Origin of the sequence: Stenotrophomonas pictorum JCM 9942, from assembly GCF_001431585.1 — a bacterium.
Lineage (GTDB): Bacteria > Pseudomonadota > Gammaproteobacteria > Xanthomonadales > Xanthomonadaceae > Stenotrophomonas > Stenotrophomonas pictorum.
In genome coordinates this window covers 1-18,576 of record NZ_LLXS01000010.1, presented here as the reverse complement: position 1 = coordinate 18,576, position 18,576 = coordinate 1, and the positions used below count along the sequence as shown (strand labels likewise).

The following is an 18,576-nucleotide window of genomic DNA, read 5'->3' as shown; positions in this document are numbered from 1 at the left end:
GGTTCAGCCTCCGCTGACGGGAGGCAGGATGGCAACACGGCCATCGTCCGGCAGCGGATCATCGTCACGCAACACCCGCTGCTCGTCGGCAAAAACGGAGTAGTCGATAAGCCCCGCGCGGAACTGTGGCCAGCGCTGCACGATCAATTCACGCAATGCCTGGCGCAGATCCGCGATGTGCTCGCCATGCGTGACCACCTCGATCTCGCGCTGCGGATCCAGATCCGAAAACGCGCCGAACAGCTGAACCTGCATCTGTTTCATGACATCTCCTGTGCAACCAGTTGCACCGGTTCGCAGTGACCCCAGCCCTGTACACGAACCGGCGTGCCGGCAACGGCGAGACCGCCCTCTTCCTCCAGTACCGCCCAGGCATTGGCCTGCAGCGTGGTCTTCAAACGGAACGATTCCTGCCCACCCAGCACGCGGACACTCAAGCGTCCTGCCGCGTCCACTTCCACCCGTGCGCGGACATGCGCGCGCAGCCCCGGTGGCTTGGGCACGTCGGCCTGCAGCGGCAGCTGCAAAACCGGTTCATCCTCCAGTCCCAACAGTCGGCGCAAGACCGGCTCGACAAAAAAGCGCTGGCCCACCGCCGCCGAGACCGGATTGCCGGGCAGGCCGAAATACAATGCGCCGTCCGGCAGCCGCGCGAACAGCAATGGCTTGCCCGGGCGGATCGCGACTTTGTGGAAAATGATCTGCGCGCCACGTGCACGCAAGGCATCGGGAAGGAAGTCGTAGCGCCCTTGCGACACCGCACCGGTACTGACCAGCAGCCGCGCCCCTGCGCGCAGTGCGTCCTCCAGCGCCCGGGTGAAATCCGCCATCTCATCGGCCACCCCGCCCTGCCACACCACGTCGGCCCCCGCCGCTTTCAGGCGGCGGACCAGATATGGCCGATTGCTGTCGCGGATCTGTCCCGATTCCAGCGCCTGTCCGGCGTCGCTGACCAGCTCCTTGCCGGTGGCGATGACTGCCACGCGCGGCTGCTGGCGGACCGGCACGCTGACCGTGCCGATCGCCTGCAACAGGGTCAAGGCATTGATGTCGAGCAACGTGCCTGCGGCAAGCACCACCTCGCCGAGCTCCACGTCCTGCCCGCGAAGGCGTACATGCTGCCCGGGCTTGAGCGCCTCCCGCAGGCGGATACGCAGCGGTCGCCCGGCATCGGCCTCCAGGACCTCGACCTGCTCCACCGGCACGACGCTGTCCAGACCTTCGGGCATCCGCGCACCGGTCATGACTTCCCAGGCGCCGGCCCCGCCTCGGGCTGCGGCATCGCCGGCAGCTTGCCAGCCCTGCACCTCGAAAGTGCTGCCGGCGGCAACCACCGCACCGGCGGCGCGCAGCGCGAATCCATCCATCGCCGAGTTGTTGAACGGCGGCAATGCTTGCATGCTAGTCGCGGCCACTGCCAGCGTACGTCCTTCCGCCCGTTCCAGCGGCAGTGTTTCAGCCGGCAACGGCTGGGCCGCCGCCATCAGATGGTGCAGCGCCTCGGCATAACTGATCATGCATGCCCGCCTTCGTCATGGCTGCCACCGCCGATCATGGCCAGCGCATGGCCCAGCAGCGGTGCCAGGATATCCAGACACTGCTTTGCCGCACGTGGGCTTCCCGGCAATGCGATCACCAGCATCGTGCCCAGCTGAACCACTTCAGCGCGACTCAACCAGGCGTGCTGGGTATGCTGCGCGCTGAGGCTGCGCACCATCTCGGCCAGCCCTTCGACACGACGTCCCCCCAGCGACTGCAAGGCTTCGGGGGTGAGATCACGCGGCCCCAGTCCGGTGCCGCCGGTGCAGATGCACAGCCGCACCCCGTCAGCTGCCAGCGCCTGCAGGCGCCCCGCCAGTGGCTCGATACCGTCCGGCAGCACTTCCACCGTTTCCACATCGCCACCGAGTGTCTGCAGCCGCTGCACCAGGCCTGGGCCGGACTCGTCGATATAGCGGCCATCGCTCGCACGGTCACTGAGGGTGATCACCGCGCAGCGCGTGCCGTGCAGTCCTTTGGGCGAACGCGGCTGGAAGCGTGCCAGCTCGTCGGTCGCCATGCCCTGTGGATGCATCCACACCCCACTCTTGCCACCTTCCTTGAACAGCAGGCGGATACCACTGATTTCCAGCGCCGGCTCAACCGGCTTGCTCAGGTCATACAGCGTGAGTAGGGCGGCATTGACACCGGCCAGTGCCTCCATCTCCACGCCCGTACGCGCTTCACTGGCGCATTCGCACCACACCCGGATCGCCTGCCGTTCGGGCACCGGCGCGCAGTACACGCGTACCAGTTCCAGCGGCAGTGGATGGCACAACGGCATCAGTGTCGAGGCCGACTTGGCCCCCTGCAGCCCGGCGATCTCCGCCATGACCAGGGCATCGCCTTTGGGCAGCCGACGCTCGACGATCATCGGATACGCCGCGGGTCCGGCAATCAGCTCACCCACCGCCACCGCACGACGCCGGGTCACGCGTTTGTCACGGACATCGGCCATATGGAAAGCCGCACTCATTCCAACGCTCATCGTTCTTTCATCCTCCAATCGAGGCCAGGTGCGGGGTCAAGCCGGTCAGGCCCTGATGCAGTCCGTGCCCGGCCGCCTTCAAGCCCAACTGGGTGGTGATGCGCGCCAACAGCGCATCACTGTCATCATCTGATTGCAGCAGCGGTCGCAACGGCACCCCGAAGTCGCCAAACAGGCATAGCCGCAAGTCGCCGCGCGCGGTCACGCGCAAACGGTTGCAGCCTCGACAGAAATCGCGCGAATACGGCGCGATGATGCCCACACGGCCGCAGTAGTCGGGATGGGCGAACTCACGGGCCGGGCCGGCATCGGCGGCGCGCGCACGCTCACTCCATCCGGCGGCCAGCAGTTGCTCGACCAACACCTCGGCACGCAGGTGATAGCGCTCGAAATAATCGGCGTTGTCACCGGTGCGCATCAATTCGATGAAGCGGATGCTCAGCGGACGCTCGCGCAGGAACTCCATCCATTGCGGAAGCTCATCGTCATTGACGCCACGCAGCAGTACCGCGTTGAGCTTGATCGATGGAATGCCCAAGGCCTGTGCCAGGGCGATGCCTTCCATGATTTGCGGTAACCGGTCGTGCCCGGTGATGGCACGGAAGCGCTCGCGCTGCAGGCTGTCCATGCTCACGTTCAATGCGTTGAGACCGGCGCGGCTCCACCCCGGCAGATGTCGTGGCAACAAGGTGCCATTGGTGGTGATGGCGACCTTGCGGATGCCCGGCACCTGCGCCACGGTGGCGATGATCTGCTCCAGATCCTTGCGCAGGCTGGGCTCGCCACCGGTCAGGCGGATCTTGTGCATGCCCAGGATCGCAAATGCGCGCACCAGCCGGGCGATTTCGTCGACTGTCAGGAATTTCGGTCGACCGTCTGCCTGATAGCCCTCAGGCAGACAATAGCGGCAACGGAAATTGCAGGCCTCGGTGAGCGACAGCCGCAGATAGGGAAAGCGGCGACCGAAGCCGTCAGCAAGTTGATTCATGGCTGTATCACCTCCTGACTCGAGATTTCCATGCTCGCCCGGGGTACCAGCCCTTTAAGCAGCGGCCCGGCGCCAGCCTACGTGGCGAGATGCTGCAGTGACATGACTTAAATCAAGTCTTCATCCCCGCCGGTTGCGTGATGGTTATGGCAGCATGCCTGTTCCCGGACCTGCTTCCCGTGAACTCCATCATGATGCTGAGCAATTTCGATGATCTGCTGCGTGCCGCCGGCGAACAGGCGCAACCCCAGCGCCTGCTGTTCGTATTTGTCCGCACCGAACTTCCCGAATCCCCTACCCGCGACCAGCATGAGCGCCATGCCCAGGGAGAAGGTGGCACCCTGACGCCAGTGCTATGCGTGGACAAGGCACCGCAGGAAATCGCCTCATTCCGCGCACTGGCCAGCGAGTCCGGCAACACAGGCCTGACCTGGGATCTGGTGTTTGTCGCCGCCATGGAAGGTCGCGCCGGGATCCCTCCTTCCAGTGATGAAGCCGCTCAACCGCTACGGCTTATGGTCAATGCCATCAACAACGGACAAATCAGCCGTTTCGCGGCCTTCGACCGGGAGGGTGATCCCATTCAATTTTATTGAGCCAACAGTTGCAGGGTCAGAAAGAACACCACCAGCACCGTGTTCAATCCCCATGCAACGGTCAAGCCACGCGCGGCCAATCCATACCCGGGCGTTCGAGCATTGGCCGAAGCGCGCCATACCGCCGGGATGATCCAGCCGGTGTACAGCAGCAGTACCACGAACAGCCCCAGCAGCAGCGGCAACTTGCCCTGCGCCAGAGCCCACATCGCTCCTGCCCATAAAAGGTTGCTGGGAAGCACGCCCTGCAGCCAGAACACCCGCCAAAGGCGCGAAGAGGGCAGCTTGTCGCCCGGGGCACTCATCGAAGTGACAGCAGTCATGATCTCCGGTCCTGGGTTGTGCAACGCAGGGCTTGAGCTTGCGCCGGTTAGGCAACCGGGTCAAATCGAGGCAGCCCGATCTGCGCCCCCCATCTGGGGAGCCAACGCACCTGCGGTGTCGAGCAGCATGTCAAACACCCATACAGGGATTGCTGAAGTGATACACCGTGCATCCTTGGCTGCCACCCGGTCGGGGGCCGCCGCATTTTTCACTGCACCTGCCAGCGAGTTCCAACTTCAAGAACCGCATGCTCTGCCAGAGTGCAGATCCGCTCATCGACATGCATCATGGACTGCGTTGTCCCAGCGGCTTGACAGGTGAAAACTCCGCTTGTGGCCGGCCTTCTTGAAGGCGGCCTCTCTCCCCGACCTGGCGCGCTCACAGGCACTGGGGGATGGGACGCTCTGCCGGCGCAAGCGTGATCGGCTCCCGCCACGGGCGACGGCTACGCTATTCCGGCTGCGCAGCTCCACGCGCAGTTGCTCCAGCTTCCGCTCGATCTCGGGATCTACGCGTTCGGAAACCACCTCCCAGGAGGTCACTTGGCGGCTTGTGCACGGTGTAGATTGATAGGCCGTGATTCCTGCATCCATGCACTTGAAGACGTGCAATGCGGATTGCCCACCGGCGAGCTGCAACGCCAGAATCGAAGACATCATCCAGATAGGCATCTCCCCTCCGTAGGGCCAGCGACAGCATCGACGCTACCCGGGCAGACCAACTGTGGATGCCGGAAACATCCGTAGGCGGATGTCAGGCAAATGCCTGCTGTGTGGGGGACAGAGCACGCAGCCCGCATCCGCATAAACAGTCGTGAAATTTTTTAACAAATTGCTTGCGGGAAAAACAAAGCCCCGTTACTATTTCCTCCTCGGCAACGTCGGGGCCATAGCTCAGCTGGGAGAGCGCCTGCATGGCATGCAGGAGGTCAGCGGTTCGATCCCGCTTGGCTCCACCACATCCGGACATTAGGCCGTCTGGATTGTCGAAAAATTTGATGAAGTTTACGCGTCCCCATCGTCTAGAGGCCTAGGACATCACCCTTTCACGGTGGCGACCGGGGTTCGAATCCCCGTGGGGACGCCATTCATCAAGTAAAACTGAAGACCCAAGAAACCGGGTCTTTTTTGTTGGAGGAACCGCACTCCCAAGCGGTCCCAAAGAGGAAGCCCACCTCTTCCATTCCAGCAAAAGCCCGCTATAATGGCGAGCTCGCAAAACAACGTGGGGCCATAGCTCAGCTGGGAGAGCGCCTGCATGGCATGCAGGAGGTCAGCGGTTCGATCCCGCTTGGCTCCACCAAATCCGGACTTTAGGCCGTTCGGACTTACAACTTGAGATTTTCAGAATACGCGTCCCCATCGTCTAGAGGCCTAGGACATCACCCTTTCACGGTGGCGACCGGGGTTCGAATCCCCGTGGGGACGCCATTTCTAAAAAGCCCCGAGAAATCGGGGCTTTTTTCTTGCCTGAAATGATCCACTACAACCGCGATCCGGCGAGTCCTTCCGCCAGACAAGCCACTCCCATGCGGGTTTCTTTGAGGCAATCCCTTCGCAATGCGCGAGGATTGCCCTCCAGGTTGTTGCGCTGCTCGAAACCGGGGCGTCCGGGCTCCCCAGGCGAGTCACCGAGCCGGCGTCATTCAATGAAAATCCCGGCTTTGCACATCCAGCCCCCCCAGCAGCGGCGTCAGATCCTCCAGGCGGCGGGCGACAAGATGCCGTACGTCGTTTTCGACTTCGAGGCGTCCGCTGACCTGTATCAGGCGGGATTCAAGGAAGACCTGGCGCTGGCGCTCGGCAAGCTGCCGCCAGACCACAACGTTGATCTGGCCAAACTCATCCTCCAGCGTCAGGAAGGTAACGCCACTGGCGGTCTGCGGGCGCTGGCGACCACGCACCAGCCCGGCAACCACCACGCGGCCTGCAGCCGGCATCGTTGCCAGATCGTTGGAGCTGCGGCAGCGCCGGGCCCGCAACTGCGCCCGCAGGCGTGACAGGGGATGGGCGGACAGGGTGGTGCCCAGCAGTGCATAGTCGGCCACCAGATCCTCCCCCGCGCTTGGCATCGGCAAGGCCACCGCCGCCTCGTCGGTCTCGGCCAGGCCCTGGAACAACGGCCGCATCGCTTCCACGCCGGCGACCACCCAGCGCGCGCGGTGGCGATGCCCCGCCATTCCGCGCAAAGCGCCGGAATCCGCCAGCAGCGCGCGGGTGCGACCATCCAGCGCCGCTCGCTGGCACAGGTCGGCGACATCGGCGAACGCCCGCTGTGCCCTCGCCTGCTCGATACGCAGCGCATCTGCCTGATTGAAGCCGCGCGCCAGGCAGAACCCCAGACGGATAGCCAGGCGCCGGCCATCGCGCTCGGGTTCCAGGGAGCAGTCCCAGCCGCTGTAGCGCACGTCCAGCGGCCGCGTTGCGACGCCATGTCGACGCACATCCTGCAGCAGCTGGTCCGGGCTGTAGAAGCCCATCGGCTGGCTGTTGAGCAAGGCGCAGGCGAACTCGGCCGGGTAGTGGCATTTGAGCCAGCTGCTGGCATAGGCGATCAGCGCGAAGCTGGCGGCATGGCTTTCCGGAAAACCGTAGCTGCCGAAGCCTTTGATCTGCTCGAAGATACGTTCTGCAAATTCCAAGGGATAGCCGCGCGCCAACATCCCCGCAGTCAGACGCTCGCGATGATGCTCCAGGCCGCCATGGCGTTTCCATGCCGCCATCGAGCGCCGCAGCGCATCGGCCTCGCTGGCGTTGTAACCGGCCGCGACCATCGCGATCTGCATCACCTGCTCCTGGAACAGCGGCACTCCCAAGGTGCGCTCCAGCACCTGCTCCAACGCCGGTGAGGGATAGCTGACCTGCTCCTCACCGGTTCGACGCCGCAGATAGGGATGCACCATGTCCCCCTGGATCGGCCCCGGGCGCACGATCGCCACTTCAATCACTAGGTCGTAGAACGTCTGTGGCCGCAATCGCGGCAGCATCGCCATCTGTGCGCGTGATTCGATCTGGAATACACCCACGGTATCGGCACGGCTGATCATGGCGTAGGTGTCCGCGTCCTCCTTCGGAATCGTGGCCAGGGTGAGCTGACGCCCGCGATGGTGCCGTATCAGATCGAAGCAGCGCCGCACTGCGGTAAGCATGCCCAGCGCCAGCACGTCGACCTTCATCAGGCCGAGGAACTCCAGGTCATCCTTGTCCCACTGGATCACCGTGCGTGCGGCCATCGCGGCGTTCTCCACCGGCACCATGCTGTGCAATGGCCGCTCGGAAATGACGAACCCGCCGGGGTGCTGCGACAGGTAGTGCGGAAAGTCGATCAGTTCGCCAGCCAGCACCAGGATGCGATGCAGCAGCGGGCTGTCCGGGTCGAACCCGTGCTCGCGCAATCGCTCCCCGTCGGGCAGGCGGTCCGACCACTGGCCGATACAGCTGGTCAGCCGGCTGATCGCGTCACCGGGCATCCCCAGCACCCGCGCCACATCGCGGATCGCCCCGCGTCCGCCGTACTGGGTGGCTACCGCAGCCAACGCGGCCCGCTCGCGTCCGTAACGTGCAAACACATACTGGATGACTTCCTCCCGCCGCTCGTGCTCGAAATCGACGTCGATATCCGGCGGTTCGTCGCGATCTTCTGAAATGAAACGCTCGAACAGCAGGTGGCTGTGCGAAGGATCCAGCTCGGTGATTCCCAATACGAAGCACACCACCGAGTTGGCCGCCGAACCGCGCCCCTGGCAGAGGATGCCGAGGCTGCGGGCGTGGGCCACCAGGTCATGCACAGTGAGGAAATAGGAGGCATAACGCTTGCGGGCAATCAACGCCAGCTCCTTGTCGATGAGTGCCTGCGCCTGGGGGCTCGTCCCTTGCGACCAACGTCTGCAGGCGCCCTGCCTCACCAGCTCAGCCAGCCAGCTTTGCGGCGTATGGCCGGCAGGCACCAACTCACTGGGATACAGGTAGTCCACGGCTTTTCTCAGGTCGAAACCGGTACAACGCGCTGCTATCCGCAGCGTTTCGCGCAGCAGCGCGGACGGATAGATCGACCGCAGGGCGGACAGCGGCCGCAGATGCCGCTCGCCGTTGGGAAACAGCAGATGACCGGCGTCGGCCACGGTGACGCGGTGGCGGATAGCCGTCATCACGTCCTGCAGGGCACGCCGCCCCCGCGCGTGCATGTGCACATCACCGGACGCCACCAGCGGCATCCCCAGCTCCGCGCCCAAGCGCTGCAATAACTGAAGGCGCCCTGGATCATCCGCCCCGTGATGCAGCTCGACCGCGATCCAGCAACGATCGGCAAACCATTCCCGCAGGCGACACCCGTGCGCCGGCTCCGGCACCGCCGGCGGCAGCCACAGCGCCAGCAGACCGCTGCGATCCACCTGCTCGAGATCCTCGGCCAGCAGCCGGTATTGGCCCTTGTCGGCACGTCGCCGGGCCTGGGTGATCAGCCAGCACAGGCTGCGGTAGCCGTTGTCATCCTCCACCAGCAACACCAGCCGAGGGCCAGCCTCCAGCTGTATTTCACTGCCGACAATCAACGGCACGCCACTGGCTTCCGATGCCCGCAGTGCGCGCACGATGCCGGCCAGCGAGCATTCGTCGGTGATCGCCAGCGCGCTGTAGGCGTGGTGCCTGGCGCGGGCAAACAGCTCATCCGCAGTCGAGGCGCCGCGCTGGAAACTGAAGGCCGACAGGCAATGCAGCTCGGCATATCCCTCACTCATGCAAACCAGCCATGCAGCATGAACCCGCCTTCGCCGCCCACGTCGCGCCAGGCCCAGGCCTGCTGGCCGAAGCGAGTAGCGACCCGGTAGTAGTCCCGCCGTATATCCGCCTCCCACCAGCCACTTTCAATCCGCTCCGGCCCGGACAGCAGCTCCGGCGCCGCCCCTGGCCACGGCCGGGGTTCGCGCAGCAGCCAACCGGGGCGCAACAGGGCCGGGACATCACCCGCCAGGCCTGCCATGTCGCTCCGCCACGCCTGTTCCGGGCGATGGTCGGCATGCACACGCAGCCCGTGCACCGCCTGGTCGCCCAGGCGTGCGCGCAGACGTTCGCGCAGCTGCTCCCACGGCATGCTCTGCTGGGGCCGGGCATCAAACAGCTCCCGATATTCCGGCACAAATACAGGCAGCTGGTCAGCACGCAGCCCGAACTGGCGCACCGGGGCGGGAATTTCCGCCTGCTCCAAGCGGCTGCGCGCGATATCGAACAGCAACCCGGCATCGCGTTCGGCTGAAAGCAGGCCGATATCGATGCAGGTCAAGGGCCGGTCTTCATGCTCCAGCAACAGTGAAAACCGTTGAACGCTGCCATCGCGCCCGGCCAGAAACGCAGCCAGGTCGGAGGTCAGCCGCCGCAACGGGAACAGCAACGCCTGCGAGGATTCCACTTCATAGCCCAGTTCGATGCGCAGTTCGAACACCTCCGGCGGCTGATAAGGCTGCAATACGAAAGCACGCTCACCGAGCAATGCATCCAGATGCTGCAGTACTTCCGGAGCAAACCGGCGGTTTATGCTGGCACGCGGCAGCGCCTGCAACTGCCGGACCTTGCGCACGCCCATGCGCGCCAACGCCGCAGCGGCCGCAGCCCCGAAACCTGTCCGCGCCACCGGCAACTGGCCCAGCAGCGCGGCCAGTCCGGCCTCATCCACAACCAGGCCGTCGCCGGCATTGGCCAGCGCCCGCGCCGCCACCGGATTGGGGGCCAGGGCGATGCGATGGCGGAAACCCAGCGCGTCCAGCTCACGTCGCAAGCGCGCCTCGAATTGTGGCCACGGACCAAACAGACCCAGGCTGTGCTCGACCTCGATGATCAATGCCTGCGCGTATTGCAGACTTACCTGCGAACTGAAACGGTAGGCCCATGCCGCCAGAAATTCCTGCCAATGCGTCTGCATCTGCGGTGCATGGGGCTGCACCTGGAAACCGGCAACCAATGCCTGTGCGGTCACCAGCGACTGACCCGCCTTCAATCCCAGCGCTGCGGCGGCCGGGCTCACCGAATGCAGCACCCGCCGCTGGGCCGGACCACTGACCAGCACGCGCGGCAGCGCCGGTTCGGCGCAACCACGCAGCACGCCGTCCATGGCCAGATGTGGCAGCAGAATGCAGGCCCAGCGCATGGTGCCTCACTGCATCCGTGCAAACGGCAGCGGCCGGGACGGAGGCATCCCCCCCCGGCACTTGAGCACCCGCAGCTGCGCCGGCTGCGCATCGATGGCGATACGCAACGCCGCGGGCGACGGATTGCACACCGCCTGCAACGGCCGGCACGCAAACCCCAGTGTCCGCCCGGATTCGGCCGCCACCTGCAAGCGCCGCAGCGCCTTGTCTTCGGTCAACTGGGGCCAGCACAGCACCGCTCCACAACTACCCGAACGCAGACACTGCTCACTGGCCCACAATGCGTCGCGCAACCCGTCGGCCTGCACCACCTGCACCTGGCGAAGATCCACTCCCGCCGCCTGCCAGGCCGGCGCATAGGGAATATGCGGCGGCGCCACCAGCACCACCCGTTCTCCGGCACGGGTCAACCGCGTCAGCGTGGGCCACAGCAGGCGCAACTCCCCCACCCCCTCGGCAGGCAGCAGGATTTCGCTCAGTGCCGCCTCCGGCCAGCCACCGCTCGGCAAGACTTCGTCCAACAGCGGATGCCCGGTAGGTTGCCGGCTGGCCGGCAGCGCAGCCGGCCGTCCACGCCAGACACGGCGTTCCTGCAACAGGCTGTCGAGGGCAACGACCGCGCCCATCAGCCGCGTCGCACCAGCCCACAGAACACGCCCTCGATGGCGAACTCCTGATCCGGCTGTATCTCTATCGGCGCATAGGCCGGATTCCGTGGCAGCAGGCGCACGTGGGCGCCGCCGCGCGACAGACGCTTGATGGTCAACTCGCCCTCCAGCCGTGCCACCACCGTCTGTCCGTCGTACGCGTCATCCGCGCGACGTACGGCGACCAGGTCGCCATCCAGGATGCCGTCTTCGATCATCGAATCGCCCTGCACGCGCAGCAGATAATCCGGCCGGGCCGCAAACAGCCGCGCATCCAGCTCCAACGTATCCACCAGTCCGGCATCGGCACCGATAGGGAGGCCGGCCGCCACCCGCCCCAGGATGGGAACCTGCAACCGGTCGGCGCGAGCGCGGAAATCAGCCGGCCGGATACCGCGGGCCTGTCTAGCGGTGACATCGATCAATCCGGCTTCGGAGAGCGCCAAAACATGCTTGCGGGCCGCCCCGCGCGAGGCCAGACCGCAGGCCTGCGCGATTTCGGCCAGCGTCGGTGGCTGTCCTTGCCCGTCGACACGGTCATGGATGAAGGCGAGGATCGCGGCACGGCGGGGACTAAGGTCACTCATGGAGTACATTTGTACTCCATCACAAGGGAACCTGCCAGCGCTTGAAGGGTCCAATTCAGGCGAAATCCAACATCGCCCCACAGCCTGCTATCGTTCGCGAACCATGGAACCCGCCAGCGGTCCTTCCCCCTCTTCTCCCAACCTGCCGCACGAGTTGCGCAGGGTGCCATTGCGCACCATTGCCCCGACCACCAGCCTGCTGCTGCTGTTCTTCAGTGTCTGGCTGGCGCTCAACCGCCAATGGGGATGGGCACTGTGCAGCGCAGCCGTCGCGACCCCTGCGGTCATCGCCTGCACTCTGATCTACAGGCGCGCTCCAAAGATGGGCGCGGCGGGTCTGTTGCTGTGCATCGCGCATATCACCGGCTGCCTGCTCGCCGCAGGGCTGCTCGGCAGGAGCGCGCTGCCCTGGTCGTACCTGGCCTTGATGGCCAATTTCTTCCTCGTGCGTCAGAGCATTGCAACACCCGCCAACCTGCTGCTGGTCGCCGGCCTGATCGCCATGCCCCCGCTGCTGCGCGGCCCGCCTCCGGATCTGCAGGCGCTGGTGGTCATCATCCTGATCTTCGGCTTCGGCTATCGCTTTTCACGACGCCTCCAGGGCGATCACACCCGGCTGGAGCTTCTGGCCTCGCTGGACGCACTGACCGGCCTGCCCAATCGCCGCGCGCTGGAAAAAGCCCTGCAACAACAGATCAACGGTGCGCGCGAAAACCGCTTCCGGCAGGCCTTGGTGGTGCTGGATATCGACCATTTCAAAGAGGTCAATGACCGTCATGGCCATGCTGCAGGTGATGCGGCATTGTCCGATCTTGCCGCCATCCTGCACGCCGAGCTTCGCGACAACGACAAGGTATTCCGCTTCGGTGGCGAGGAGTTCGTGATACTGGCCGAAACCGGCTCGCGCGAAGCGCTGGCCGGCTTCAGCGAACGCATCCGCAATGCGGTCTTCCAGGCGCTGAACGGGCCTGACGGACGCATCACCATCTCGCTGGGCGCGGCAATGTATGGCGGCGAACAGCACTGGCAGGACTGGTTCTCGCGTGCCGATGCGGCGTTGTACCGGGCCAAGAGCGAAGGCCGCAACAGCTTTGCCATCGCCGACGATCTTCCCTAGCGCTGCTGTTCACGGGAAAAGGGCCGCTCGCGCGGCCCTTCACCTGGATCAACTACCGATGGATCACGAACGCAGCGGGATCACACGGATCTCGACGCGGCGGTTCTGCGCGCGACCGGCTTCGGTGCTGTTGTCGGCAATCGGATAGGCCTTGCCGGCGCCCAGCGTCTCGATGCGTTCACGCTGCACGCCCTGGGCGGTGAGATAGGCGGCCACGGCATCGGCGCGCTCCTTGGAGATGCGGTTGTTCACCGCATCGGTGCCGATGCTGTCGGTATGCCCAACCACCTCGATCATGGTCTGGTTGTATTCGCGCAGGGTGCTGGCCACGCCGTTGAGCGCCCCGTAGAACTGCGGTTTGAGCGAGGTCTTGTTGAAATCGAAGGTGATGCCATCGGGCAGGCTCAGGGTGATGTTGTCGCCTTGGCGCTGAACATCGATACCGGTGTTGGCGGTGCGCTCACGCAATGCGCGCTCCTGGCGGTCCTGGTAGTTGCCTACCGCGGCGCCTCCCAGTGCACCGATACCGGCGCCCACCATCGCGCGCTGACGGCGCTCGGTGGCGCTGTCACCGCTCAACAGGCCGGCGGCTACGCCGATGGCGGTACCGATCAGCGCGCCCTTGCCGGTACGGTTCTGCTGCTGCGAAGGGTTGCCGTACTGGTCGCTCTGCACGTACGAACCACCGGTGGCACAGGCCGAAAGGACGGCAGCGGCCACCAGACCAATGGAAAGATTGCGAACAACGGTAAGTGGGATCATCTGAGTCTCCTTCATGAGCCGGCCGGGCCAGCGGGGATTTGCCCGCGCAGCATAAACAGCACTGCGCAATCCGGACATGATGAAAATCGCCTACCCATGGCATCCATTCATAAAGCTGCCACGGGAACGAAAGCGGCTAACGGCAGAGGTGATAGGCCGCCAGCGCCGCCTCCCGGCCTTCTGCCAGATCCACCAGCGGCTGTGCCGGATACGACGGGGCCATTTCCGCCAGCAATCCGGGCGACAGCCACGGCGCAAAGCGCGCTTTCACCGGCAACTTCGCCAGCTCCGGCACCCAGCGCGTGATGTAGCGCGCCTGCGGGTCGAACTTCTGCGCCTGCGTGACCGGATTGAATACGCGGAAGTACGGCGCCGCATCGGCGCCGGTGCCGGCGATCCATTGCCAGCCCATGCTGTTGTTGGCCAGATCGGCATCCACCAGCGTGTCCCAGAACCAGCGCGCGCCTTGCAGCCAGTGGATGCGCAAGTGCTTGCACAGGAAGCTTCCCACCAGCATCCGCACCCGGTTGTGCATGTAGCCCGTTGCCCACAGCTCGCGCATGCCGGCATCGATGATGGGGATGCCGGTACGTCCTTGCCGCCAGGCCTCCAGCAATGCTTGCTGCGGCGGCGCCCAGGCAAAGCCATCAAAACGCGGATTGAGGTTGGCATCCGAGGTCTGCGGGAAGTGATGCAGCAGATGCCAGGAAAATTCGCGCCAGCCCAGCTGGCGCAGGTAGCCGTCGATATCGGCATTGCGCCCGGCACTACGAATTCCCTGCAGCACATGGGCGATGCGCCACGGTGCAATCTCGCCAAAATGCAGGTGGGGCGAGATCAGGGAGGTACCGACACGGTCCGGCAGGTCGCGCTGTTCGCAGTAACCGTTGAGCGCACCGTCGGTGAACACCTCCAGCGTTTGCTGCGCACCGGCCTCGCCGGGCTGCCAGCGCTCCCAGAAACCGGCATCCCAAGCCAATCGCGGCGACAGGCCCAGTGCCTCCAGGGGCAATCCATCGATCCCATGCGCGGCCAGCATATCCGGCGCAGCGCAAAGCTCCGCCAGACGCCAGCGGCTCAGCGCATTGCGCCAGAACGGCGTGAATACCTTGTAGGGGCCGCCCTGCTGGGTCGTCAGCTCCCAGGGTTCGAACAGCAGATAGCCGTTGTGGCTTTCCACCTGCAGTCCCTGCTGGCGCAGATCGCGCTTGATCGCCGCATCACGCGGCTGGGTGACAGGCTCGTACTTGCGGTTCCAGTACACCGCCTGGGCGCCGGTTTCGGCGATCAACTGCTGCAATGCCCCGGCACTGGGGCCGCGGCGGATGACCAGATGCGAACCACGCGCACGCAGATCGGCATCCAGCGCGGCGAGTGAGCGATGCAGCCAGGCATCGGAAGCCGCGCCGGGCGCCCACGTCTCCTCCTCAGCCGGCGCATGCACGTACACCGGCACCGGGTCGTGCCCGGCAGCCAGCGCCGCCTGCAATGCCGGATTGTCCTGCAGGCGCAGATCACGCCTGAACCATACCAACGCAACGGACATCTTCAGTCAGAACCAGTCGATTTGAAGGCGCTCATGATAGGTCGTCGCGCCGTGAAAAGAGCGCCCGGGATGCTGTGCCATCATCTCCGGGACACCCCGGCCACGCGGCCCCGACGCCCTTACCGACCGCCGCCAGAGAGAGGAATACTCGATGGAAACGCAGCTCAATCCGGCCGCATCGGTCTACCGGATTCTGGTTTTCGATGAAGTGTACTCAGCGCGCGCGGCCGAGGAACAAGCCGAGAAGAGCAAGCTGTCCGCTTTTGGCACGCTGGCCCGGCTCAATCCGCTGAACAGGCCCAAGACCGAGACCGTGAACCTGTCCAAGTCGGAGTTGCGCTATGAGCCTTTCTGGTATGTGGCCGCGCGGCGCGAGATCGATTACCTGCACGAGGCGGTGTATCCGCTGCAGATCGCCAATCCCTACGCGCGCCAGCTGGAGATCGCCGGGCAGACCATCGAAGTGCTGGCCAACGGCAACAAGCCGCGGGTGGAGCTGGCCGTCAACGAACTGTGCCACCGCAAGATAGACACCCTGCTCTACCAGGACGGGCTGAAGCGGCCGATCCGCCAGGCCAAGCTGCAGGGCTACGTGGAACGCTATCGCGCGGTGGAGCAGCAGCAACTGGATCTACCCGGCGGGGTCACCCCGCAGATGCCCTTCGCCTCGGTGGTGCAGGTGATCAAGTCGCAGCTGGCCGCCGAAGCCATCGACGCCCATCGCATCGACAACGACCTGCTGGAATTCGTCAGCGCCAACCTGTACTTCCGCCCGGTGTTCGCCTTCGAATACCTGTGGACCGGCGCCGGCAAGATCGGCGTGATCGAAATCGACGGCCTGACCGGCGAGGTGGTGGAGGATGGCCAGTGGTTCCGCGACAAGCTGGACACGGTGATGTCGCGCGAGATGCTGTTCGAGCTGGGCGCGGAGATGGCGTCGACCGTGGTGCCCGGTGGCGGCTTCGCGGTGAAGGTGCTGGGCAAGTTGACCCAGGAGCGCAACGGGCGCCCCTGAGCAGAGGGCTTACTCGAACGAGCCGACCGAATCGTGCGAGAGGTTGTCGAACCGGGTGTATTCGCCGAAGAACTTCAGCTTGCACGAACCGGTAGGACCACCACGATGCTTGCCGATGATGATCTCGGCCAGGCCCTTGTCCGGCGAACTTTCCTTGTTGTAGTAGTCGTCTCGGTAAATGAAAACGATCATGTCCGCGTCCTGCTCGATAGCACCGGATTCGCGCAGATCGGCCATCACCGGGCGCTTGTCGGTACGCGTTTCCAGCGAGCGGTTGAGCTGCGACAGCGCGATCACCGGTACGTTCAGTTCCTTGGCAAGGCCCTTGAGCGAGCGCGAGATCTCGGAGATTTCCGTGGCGCGGTTCTCGCTGTTGCCCGGCACGCTCATCAGCTGCAGGTAGTCGATCACGATCAGGCCAAGGTCGTGCTCGCGTTTGAGGCGGCGGCACTTGGAACGCAGGATCTCCGGCGATACGCCCGGGGTGTCATCGATGAAGATCTTGGTTTCCTTGAGCATGCGGATCGCGCCGGTGACGCGGCTCCAGTCCTCGTCCTCGAGCTGGCCGGTGCGCAGGCGCTGGGCGTTGATGCGGCCGTTGGAGGAGATCAGGCGCATCGCCAGCTGCGAGGCGGACATTTCCATCGAGAACACCGCCACGCCCTTCTTCGACTTGATCGCGGCATACTCGGCGATGTTCAGCGCCAGCGTGGTCTTGCCCATGGCCGGGCGCGCGGCAAGGATGATCAGGTCGGTCGGCTGCAGGCCGGCGGTCATCGCATCGAAATCGGTATAGCCGGTCGGCAGGCCGGTAATGTTGCCGCCGTTCTCGAAGCGGTTGCGCAGCTCCTCGAACGCATCCTTCAGCGCACCGGGCATCGCAACGAAATCGGTACGCCCGCGCGCGCCCTGTTCGGCGATGGCGAACACCGATTTCTCGGCGCTGGAGAGCAGTTCGGAACTGTCGCGGCCTTCGGGCTGGAAGCCATCGTTGACGATGTCGGTGCCGACCTGGATCAGCTGTCGCAGCACGGCCTTGTCGCGCACGATCTCGGCATAGGCCGAAATGTTGGCGGCCGATGGCGTAGTGCTGGCCAGCTCGATCAGGTAGGCGCCATCGCCAATCAGCTCCATCTTGCCCTGCGATTCGAACCACTCACCCAGCGTCACCGCATCGAACGGACGATCGCGCTCGGACAATTCGCAGATCGCCCGGTAGATCAGCTGGTGGTCACGCCGGTAGAAATCCTTGTCGGTCAGCGCCTCGTTGACCCGATCATAGGCTTCCGGCGCCAGCATCAGGCCACCGAGCACAGCCTGCTCGGCTTCCACCGAATGCGGGGGCACACGCAAGGCGTCGATGCGCTGCTCGCTGCGATCGGCACGATCAGCGCGGTCTTTACGGTCGGAACGGAAACCAGTGCGGGCGGACATGAAAAGCGTATTTCCTGCAGTAAGGCCGTGCGGCCATGTTAGGTGGGCATCGGCCACCGGGGTACGGACAACTCTGTGGACAACCTGTCCACAAACCAACCCCGCGCAGGGGCGCTGGCGTACCGGACGTGGGTGGCCATACAGAAAAGCCCCCGGCACCATTGCAATGCCGGGGGCGTGATTATCGCAAAACCCGACGCCCGGGCACGTACCGACCGTGAATGGGGCTACCGGGGCCGCGCCAGGCGGTCACCTGGGCTGCTGGGTCTGGATCCAGTCGAAGAAGGCATCCAGAAAGCCTTGCAGAAATTTGCGCGTGCCTTCGCTGGCAACGGTGCCGTCCGCCTCGATCAGCCCCTCCTTGAACTGCACGAAGGCCTCCGGCCGCGCCATTGCGGCCAGGCCCACCGCCACCAGCACGTTGCGCAGGTGCTGCTGCGCCATGGCGGTACCGGCACTGCCGAAGGAGGCGCCGATCAGCGCCGCCGGCTTGCCTTGGAACGCATTGTCCCCCTGTGGCCTGGAACCGGTATCGATGGCGTTTTTGAGCACCCCGGGAATGGAGCGGTTGTACTCGGGCGTGATGAACAGTACCGCATCGGCCGAGCGCACCTGGTTCTTCAGCCGTGTGCCCTGGGCCGGAAACCGGCTGTCGTGATCCTGGTTGTACAGCGGGATGTCATCGAGCTGGATGTAATCGAAGCTGGCCCGGTCGCCAGCCAGCTTTTCCAACGCATGGGCCAGACGCCGGTTGATGGACTCCTTGCGCAGACTGCCAACGAAAACCGCGATCTTGTAGGGGCTCATGGCGACCTCGTCATGAAAAGTGGATAGACACTAGCCGGGCACGCCTTCGCGGTGGATGAAGGAGCGTGCCCATCAAAGGAAGCCGGC

General features: G+C 64.7%; 16 protein-coding genes and 4 tRNA genes. 7 read left to right on the top strand and 13 right to left on the bottom strand.

The window, feature by feature from the left end; all coding sequences use genetic code 11:
• Positions 1-3: 3 nt before the first annotated feature.
• The 4 genes from ARC78_RS04330 to moaA are packed head-to-tail and all read right to left on the bottom strand — an operon-like array spanning position 4 to position 3,515.
• Entirely contained in the window at positions 4-264 is a 261-nt protein-coding gene (locus ARC78_RS04330; protein ID WP_054656886.1) for a MoaD/ThiS family protein, read from the bottom strand.
• Positions 261-1,517 carry a molybdopterin molybdotransferase MoeA gene (locus ARC78_RS04325; RefSeq protein ID WP_054656884.1) on the bottom strand — a complete coding sequence of 419 codons (1,257 nt, stop codon included), beginning with the start codon at positions 1,515-1,517 and terminating at the stop codon, positions 261-263. Before ARC78_RS04325 ends, ARC78_RS04330 begins: the two co-directional genes overlap by 4 nt.
• Positions 1,514-2,527, bottom strand: a complete 1,014-nt coding sequence (gene moaCB / locus ARC78_RS04320; RefSeq protein WP_054656882.1) for a bifunctional molybdenum cofactor biosynthesis protein MoaC/MoaB — start codon at positions 2,525-2,527, stop codon at positions 1,514-1,516. Before moaCB ends, ARC78_RS04325 begins: the two co-directional genes overlap by 4 nt.
• 7 nt (positions 2,528-2,534) lie before the next feature.
• Complete coding sequence (gene moaA, locus ARC78_RS04315; RefSeq protein WP_054656880.1) at positions 2,535-3,515, bottom strand: GTP 3',8-cyclase MoaA; 981 nt, start codon at positions 3,513-3,515, stop codon at positions 2,535-2,537.
• Between the two features lie 191 nt (positions 3,516-3,706).
• Between moaA and ARC78_RS04310 the strand changes: the two genes are divergently transcribed.
• On the top strand, positions 3,707-4,111 hold the full coding sequence (locus ARC78_RS04310) for a hypothetical protein (protein WP_054656924.1): 405 nt from the start codon (positions 3,707-3,709) through the stop codon (positions 4,109-4,111).
• On the opposite strand, the gene ARC78_RS04305 is transcribed toward ARC78_RS04310, so the two are convergent.
• Entirely contained in the window at positions 4,105-4,434 is a 330-nt protein-coding gene (locus ARC78_RS04305; protein WP_054656878.1) for a hypothetical protein, read from the bottom strand. The two genes, ARC78_RS04310 and ARC78_RS04305, sit on opposite strands and share 7 nt — an antisense overlap.
• Before the next feature lie 883 nt (positions 4,435-5,317).
• On the opposite strand from ARC78_RS04305, the gene ARC78_RS04300 reads away from it, so the two are divergent.
• The 4 genes from ARC78_RS04300 to ARC78_RS04285 all read left to right on the top strand — a co-directional run bounded on the left by ARC78_RS04300 (position 5,318) and on the right by ARC78_RS04285 (position 5,865).
• Positions 5,318-5,393: transfer RNA gene (locus tag ARC78_RS04300), tRNA-Ala, on the top strand.
• A 52-nt stretch (positions 5,394-5,445) separates the two neighbouring features.
• Positions 5,446-5,521 (top strand) — tRNA-Glu (locus tag ARC78_RS04295).
• A gap of 140 nt (positions 5,522-5,661) precedes the next feature.
• Positions 5,662-5,737 (top strand) — tRNA-Ala (locus ARC78_RS04290).
• Positions 5,738-5,789: 52 nt separating this feature from the next.
• Positions 5,790-5,865 (top strand) — tRNA-Glu (locus ARC78_RS04285).
• Positions 5,866-6,080: 215 nt separating this feature from the next.
• On the opposite strand, the gene ARC78_RS04280 is transcribed toward ARC78_RS04285, so the two are convergent.
• From ARC78_RS04280 to lexA, 4 genes are read right to left on the bottom strand one after another with little or no spacing between them, the layout of a single operon-like run.
• On the bottom strand, positions 6,081-9,170 hold the full coding sequence (locus ARC78_RS04280) for an error-prone DNA polymerase (RefSeq protein WP_054656876.1): 3,090 nt from the start codon (positions 9,168-9,170) through the stop codon (positions 6,081-6,083).
• Positions 9,167-10,573 (bottom strand): Y-family DNA polymerase, encoded by a 1,407-nt coding sequence (locus ARC78_RS04275; RefSeq protein ID WP_057505807.1) that lies wholly within the window; start codon positions 10,571-10,573, stop codon positions 9,167-9,169. The genes ARC78_RS04280 and ARC78_RS04275 overlap by 4 nt, the downstream gene beginning before the upstream one ends.
• A gap of 6 nt (positions 10,574-10,579) precedes the next feature.
• On the bottom strand, positions 10,580-11,200 hold the full coding sequence (imuA, locus tag ARC78_RS04270) for a translesion DNA synthesis-associated protein ImuA (RefSeq protein ID WP_057505806.1): 621 nt from the start codon (positions 11,198-11,200) through the stop codon (positions 10,580-10,582).
• Complete coding sequence (gene lexA, locus ARC78_RS04265; RefSeq protein WP_199398893.1) at positions 11,200-11,808, bottom strand: transcriptional repressor LexA; 609 nt, start codon at positions 11,806-11,808, stop codon at positions 11,200-11,202. The genes imuA and lexA overlap by 1 nt, the downstream gene beginning before the upstream one ends.
• 103 nt (positions 11,809-11,911) lie before the next feature.
• Here lexA and ARC78_RS04260 point away from each other — a divergent pair, with 103 nt between their 5' ends.
• Positions 11,912-12,925: a GGDEF domain-containing protein gene (locus ARC78_RS04260; protein WP_083468453.1), complete on the top strand. Its 1,014-nt coding sequence runs from the start codon at positions 11,912-11,914 to the stop codon at positions 12,923-12,925.
• A gap of 63 nt (positions 12,926-12,988) precedes the next feature.
• Here ARC78_RS04260 and ARC78_RS04255 read toward each other — a convergent pair whose 3' ends face one another.
• Together ARC78_RS04255 and ARC78_RS04250 are read right to left on the bottom strand one after the other, a co-directional pair.
• Complete coding sequence (locus ARC78_RS04255; protein ID WP_054658707.1) at positions 12,989-13,687, bottom strand: YiaD family glycine zipper/OmpA-like lipoprotein; 699 nt, start codon at positions 13,685-13,687, stop codon at positions 12,989-12,991.
• A gap of 136 nt (positions 13,688-13,823) precedes the next feature.
• Complete coding sequence (locus ARC78_RS04250) at positions 13,824-15,233, bottom strand: cryptochrome/photolyase family protein (RefSeq protein WP_057505805.1); 1,410 nt, start codon at positions 15,231-15,233, stop codon at positions 13,824-13,826.
• Positions 15,234-15,384: 151 nt separating this feature from the next.
• Between ARC78_RS04250 and ARC78_RS04245 the strand changes: the two genes are divergently transcribed.
• A complete protein-coding gene (locus ARC78_RS04245) occupies positions 15,385-16,248 on the top strand; it encodes a hypothetical protein (protein WP_054658705.1) in 864 nt (287 codons plus the stop codon).
• Positions 16,249-16,257: 9 nt separating this feature from the next.
• Here ARC78_RS04245 and ARC78_RS04240 read toward each other — a convergent pair whose 3' ends face one another.
• Together ARC78_RS04240 and ARC78_RS04235 are read right to left on the bottom strand one after the other, a co-directional pair.
• A complete protein-coding gene (locus ARC78_RS04240; RefSeq protein ID WP_054658703.1) occupies positions 16,258-17,682 on the bottom strand; it encodes a replicative DNA helicase in 1,425 nt (474 codons plus the stop codon).
• Positions 17,683-17,931: 249 nt separating this feature from the next.
• Positions 17,932-18,489 carry an NADPH-dependent FMN reductase gene (locus ARC78_RS04235; RefSeq protein WP_054658701.1) on the bottom strand — a complete coding sequence of 186 codons (558 nt, stop codon included), beginning with the start codon at positions 18,487-18,489 and terminating at the stop codon, positions 17,932-17,934.
• Between the last annotated feature and the right edge of the window lie 87 nt (positions 18,490-18,576).

What these genes read in the sequence shown, in the direction of transcription:
- ARC78_RS04310 (WP_054656924.1), top strand. Translation starts at nt 3,707, where the DNA reads ATGATGCTGAGCAATTTCGATGATCTGCTGCGTGCCGCCGGCGAACAG.
- moaA (WP_054656880.1), bottom strand. Translation starts at nt 3,515, where the DNA reads ATGAATCAACTTGCTGACGGCTTCGGTCGCCGCTTTCCCTATCTGCGG.
- imuA (WP_057505806.1), bottom strand. Translation starts at nt 11,200, where the DNA reads ATGGGCGCGGTCGTTGCCCTCGACAGCCTGTTGCAGGAACGCCGTGTC.
- ARC78_RS04240 (WP_054658703.1), bottom strand. Translation starts at nt 17,682, where the DNA reads ATGTCCGCCCGCACTGGTTTCCGTTCCGACCGTAAAGACCGCGCTGAT.
- lexA (WP_199398893.1), bottom strand. Translation starts at nt 11,808, where the DNA reads ATGAGTGACCTTAGTCCCCGCCGTGCCGCGATCCTCGCCTTCATCCAT.
- ARC78_RS04330 (WP_054656886.1), bottom strand. Translation starts at nt 264, where the DNA reads ATGAAACAGATGCAGGTTCAGCTGTTCGGCGCGTTTTCGGATCTGGAT.
- ARC78_RS04235 (WP_054658701.1), bottom strand. Translation starts at nt 18,489, where the DNA reads ATGAGCCCCTACAAGATCGCGGTTTTCGTTGGCAGTCTGCGCAAGGAG.
- ARC78_RS04325 (WP_054656884.1), bottom strand. Translation starts at nt 1,517, where the DNA reads ATGATCAGTTATGCCGAGGCGCTGCACCATCTGATGGCGGCGGCCCAG.
- ARC78_RS04305 (WP_054656878.1), bottom strand. Translation starts at nt 4,434, where the DNA reads ATGACTGCTGTCACTTCGATGAGTGCCCCGGGCGACAAGCTGCCCTCT.
- ARC78_RS04260 (WP_083468453.1), top strand. Translation starts at nt 11,912, where the DNA reads ATGGAACCCGCCAGCGGTCCTTCCCCCTCTTCTCCCAACCTGCCGCAC.
- ARC78_RS04280 (WP_054656876.1), bottom strand. Translation starts at nt 9,170, where the DNA reads ATGAGTGAGGGATATGCCGAGCTGCATTGCCTGTCGGCCTTCAGTTTC.
- ARC78_RS04245 (WP_054658705.1), top strand. Translation starts at nt 15,385, where the DNA reads ATGGAAACGCAGCTCAATCCGGCCGCATCGGTCTACCGGATTCTGGTT.
- ARC78_RS04275 (WP_057505807.1), bottom strand. Translation starts at nt 10,573, where the DNA reads ATGCGCTGGGCCTGCATTCTGCTGCCACATCTGGCCATGGACGGCGTG.
- ARC78_RS04250 (WP_057505805.1), bottom strand. Translation starts at nt 15,233, where the DNA reads ATGTCCGTTGCGTTGGTATGGTTCAGGCGTGATCTGCGCCTGCAGGAC.
- ARC78_RS04255 (WP_054658707.1), bottom strand. Translation starts at nt 13,687, where the DNA reads ATGATCCCACTTACCGTTGTTCGCAATCTTTCCATTGGTCTGGTGGCC.
- moaCB (WP_054656882.1), bottom strand. Translation starts at nt 2,527, where the DNA reads ATGAGCGTTGGAATGAGTGCGGCTTTCCATATGGCCGATGTCCGTGAC.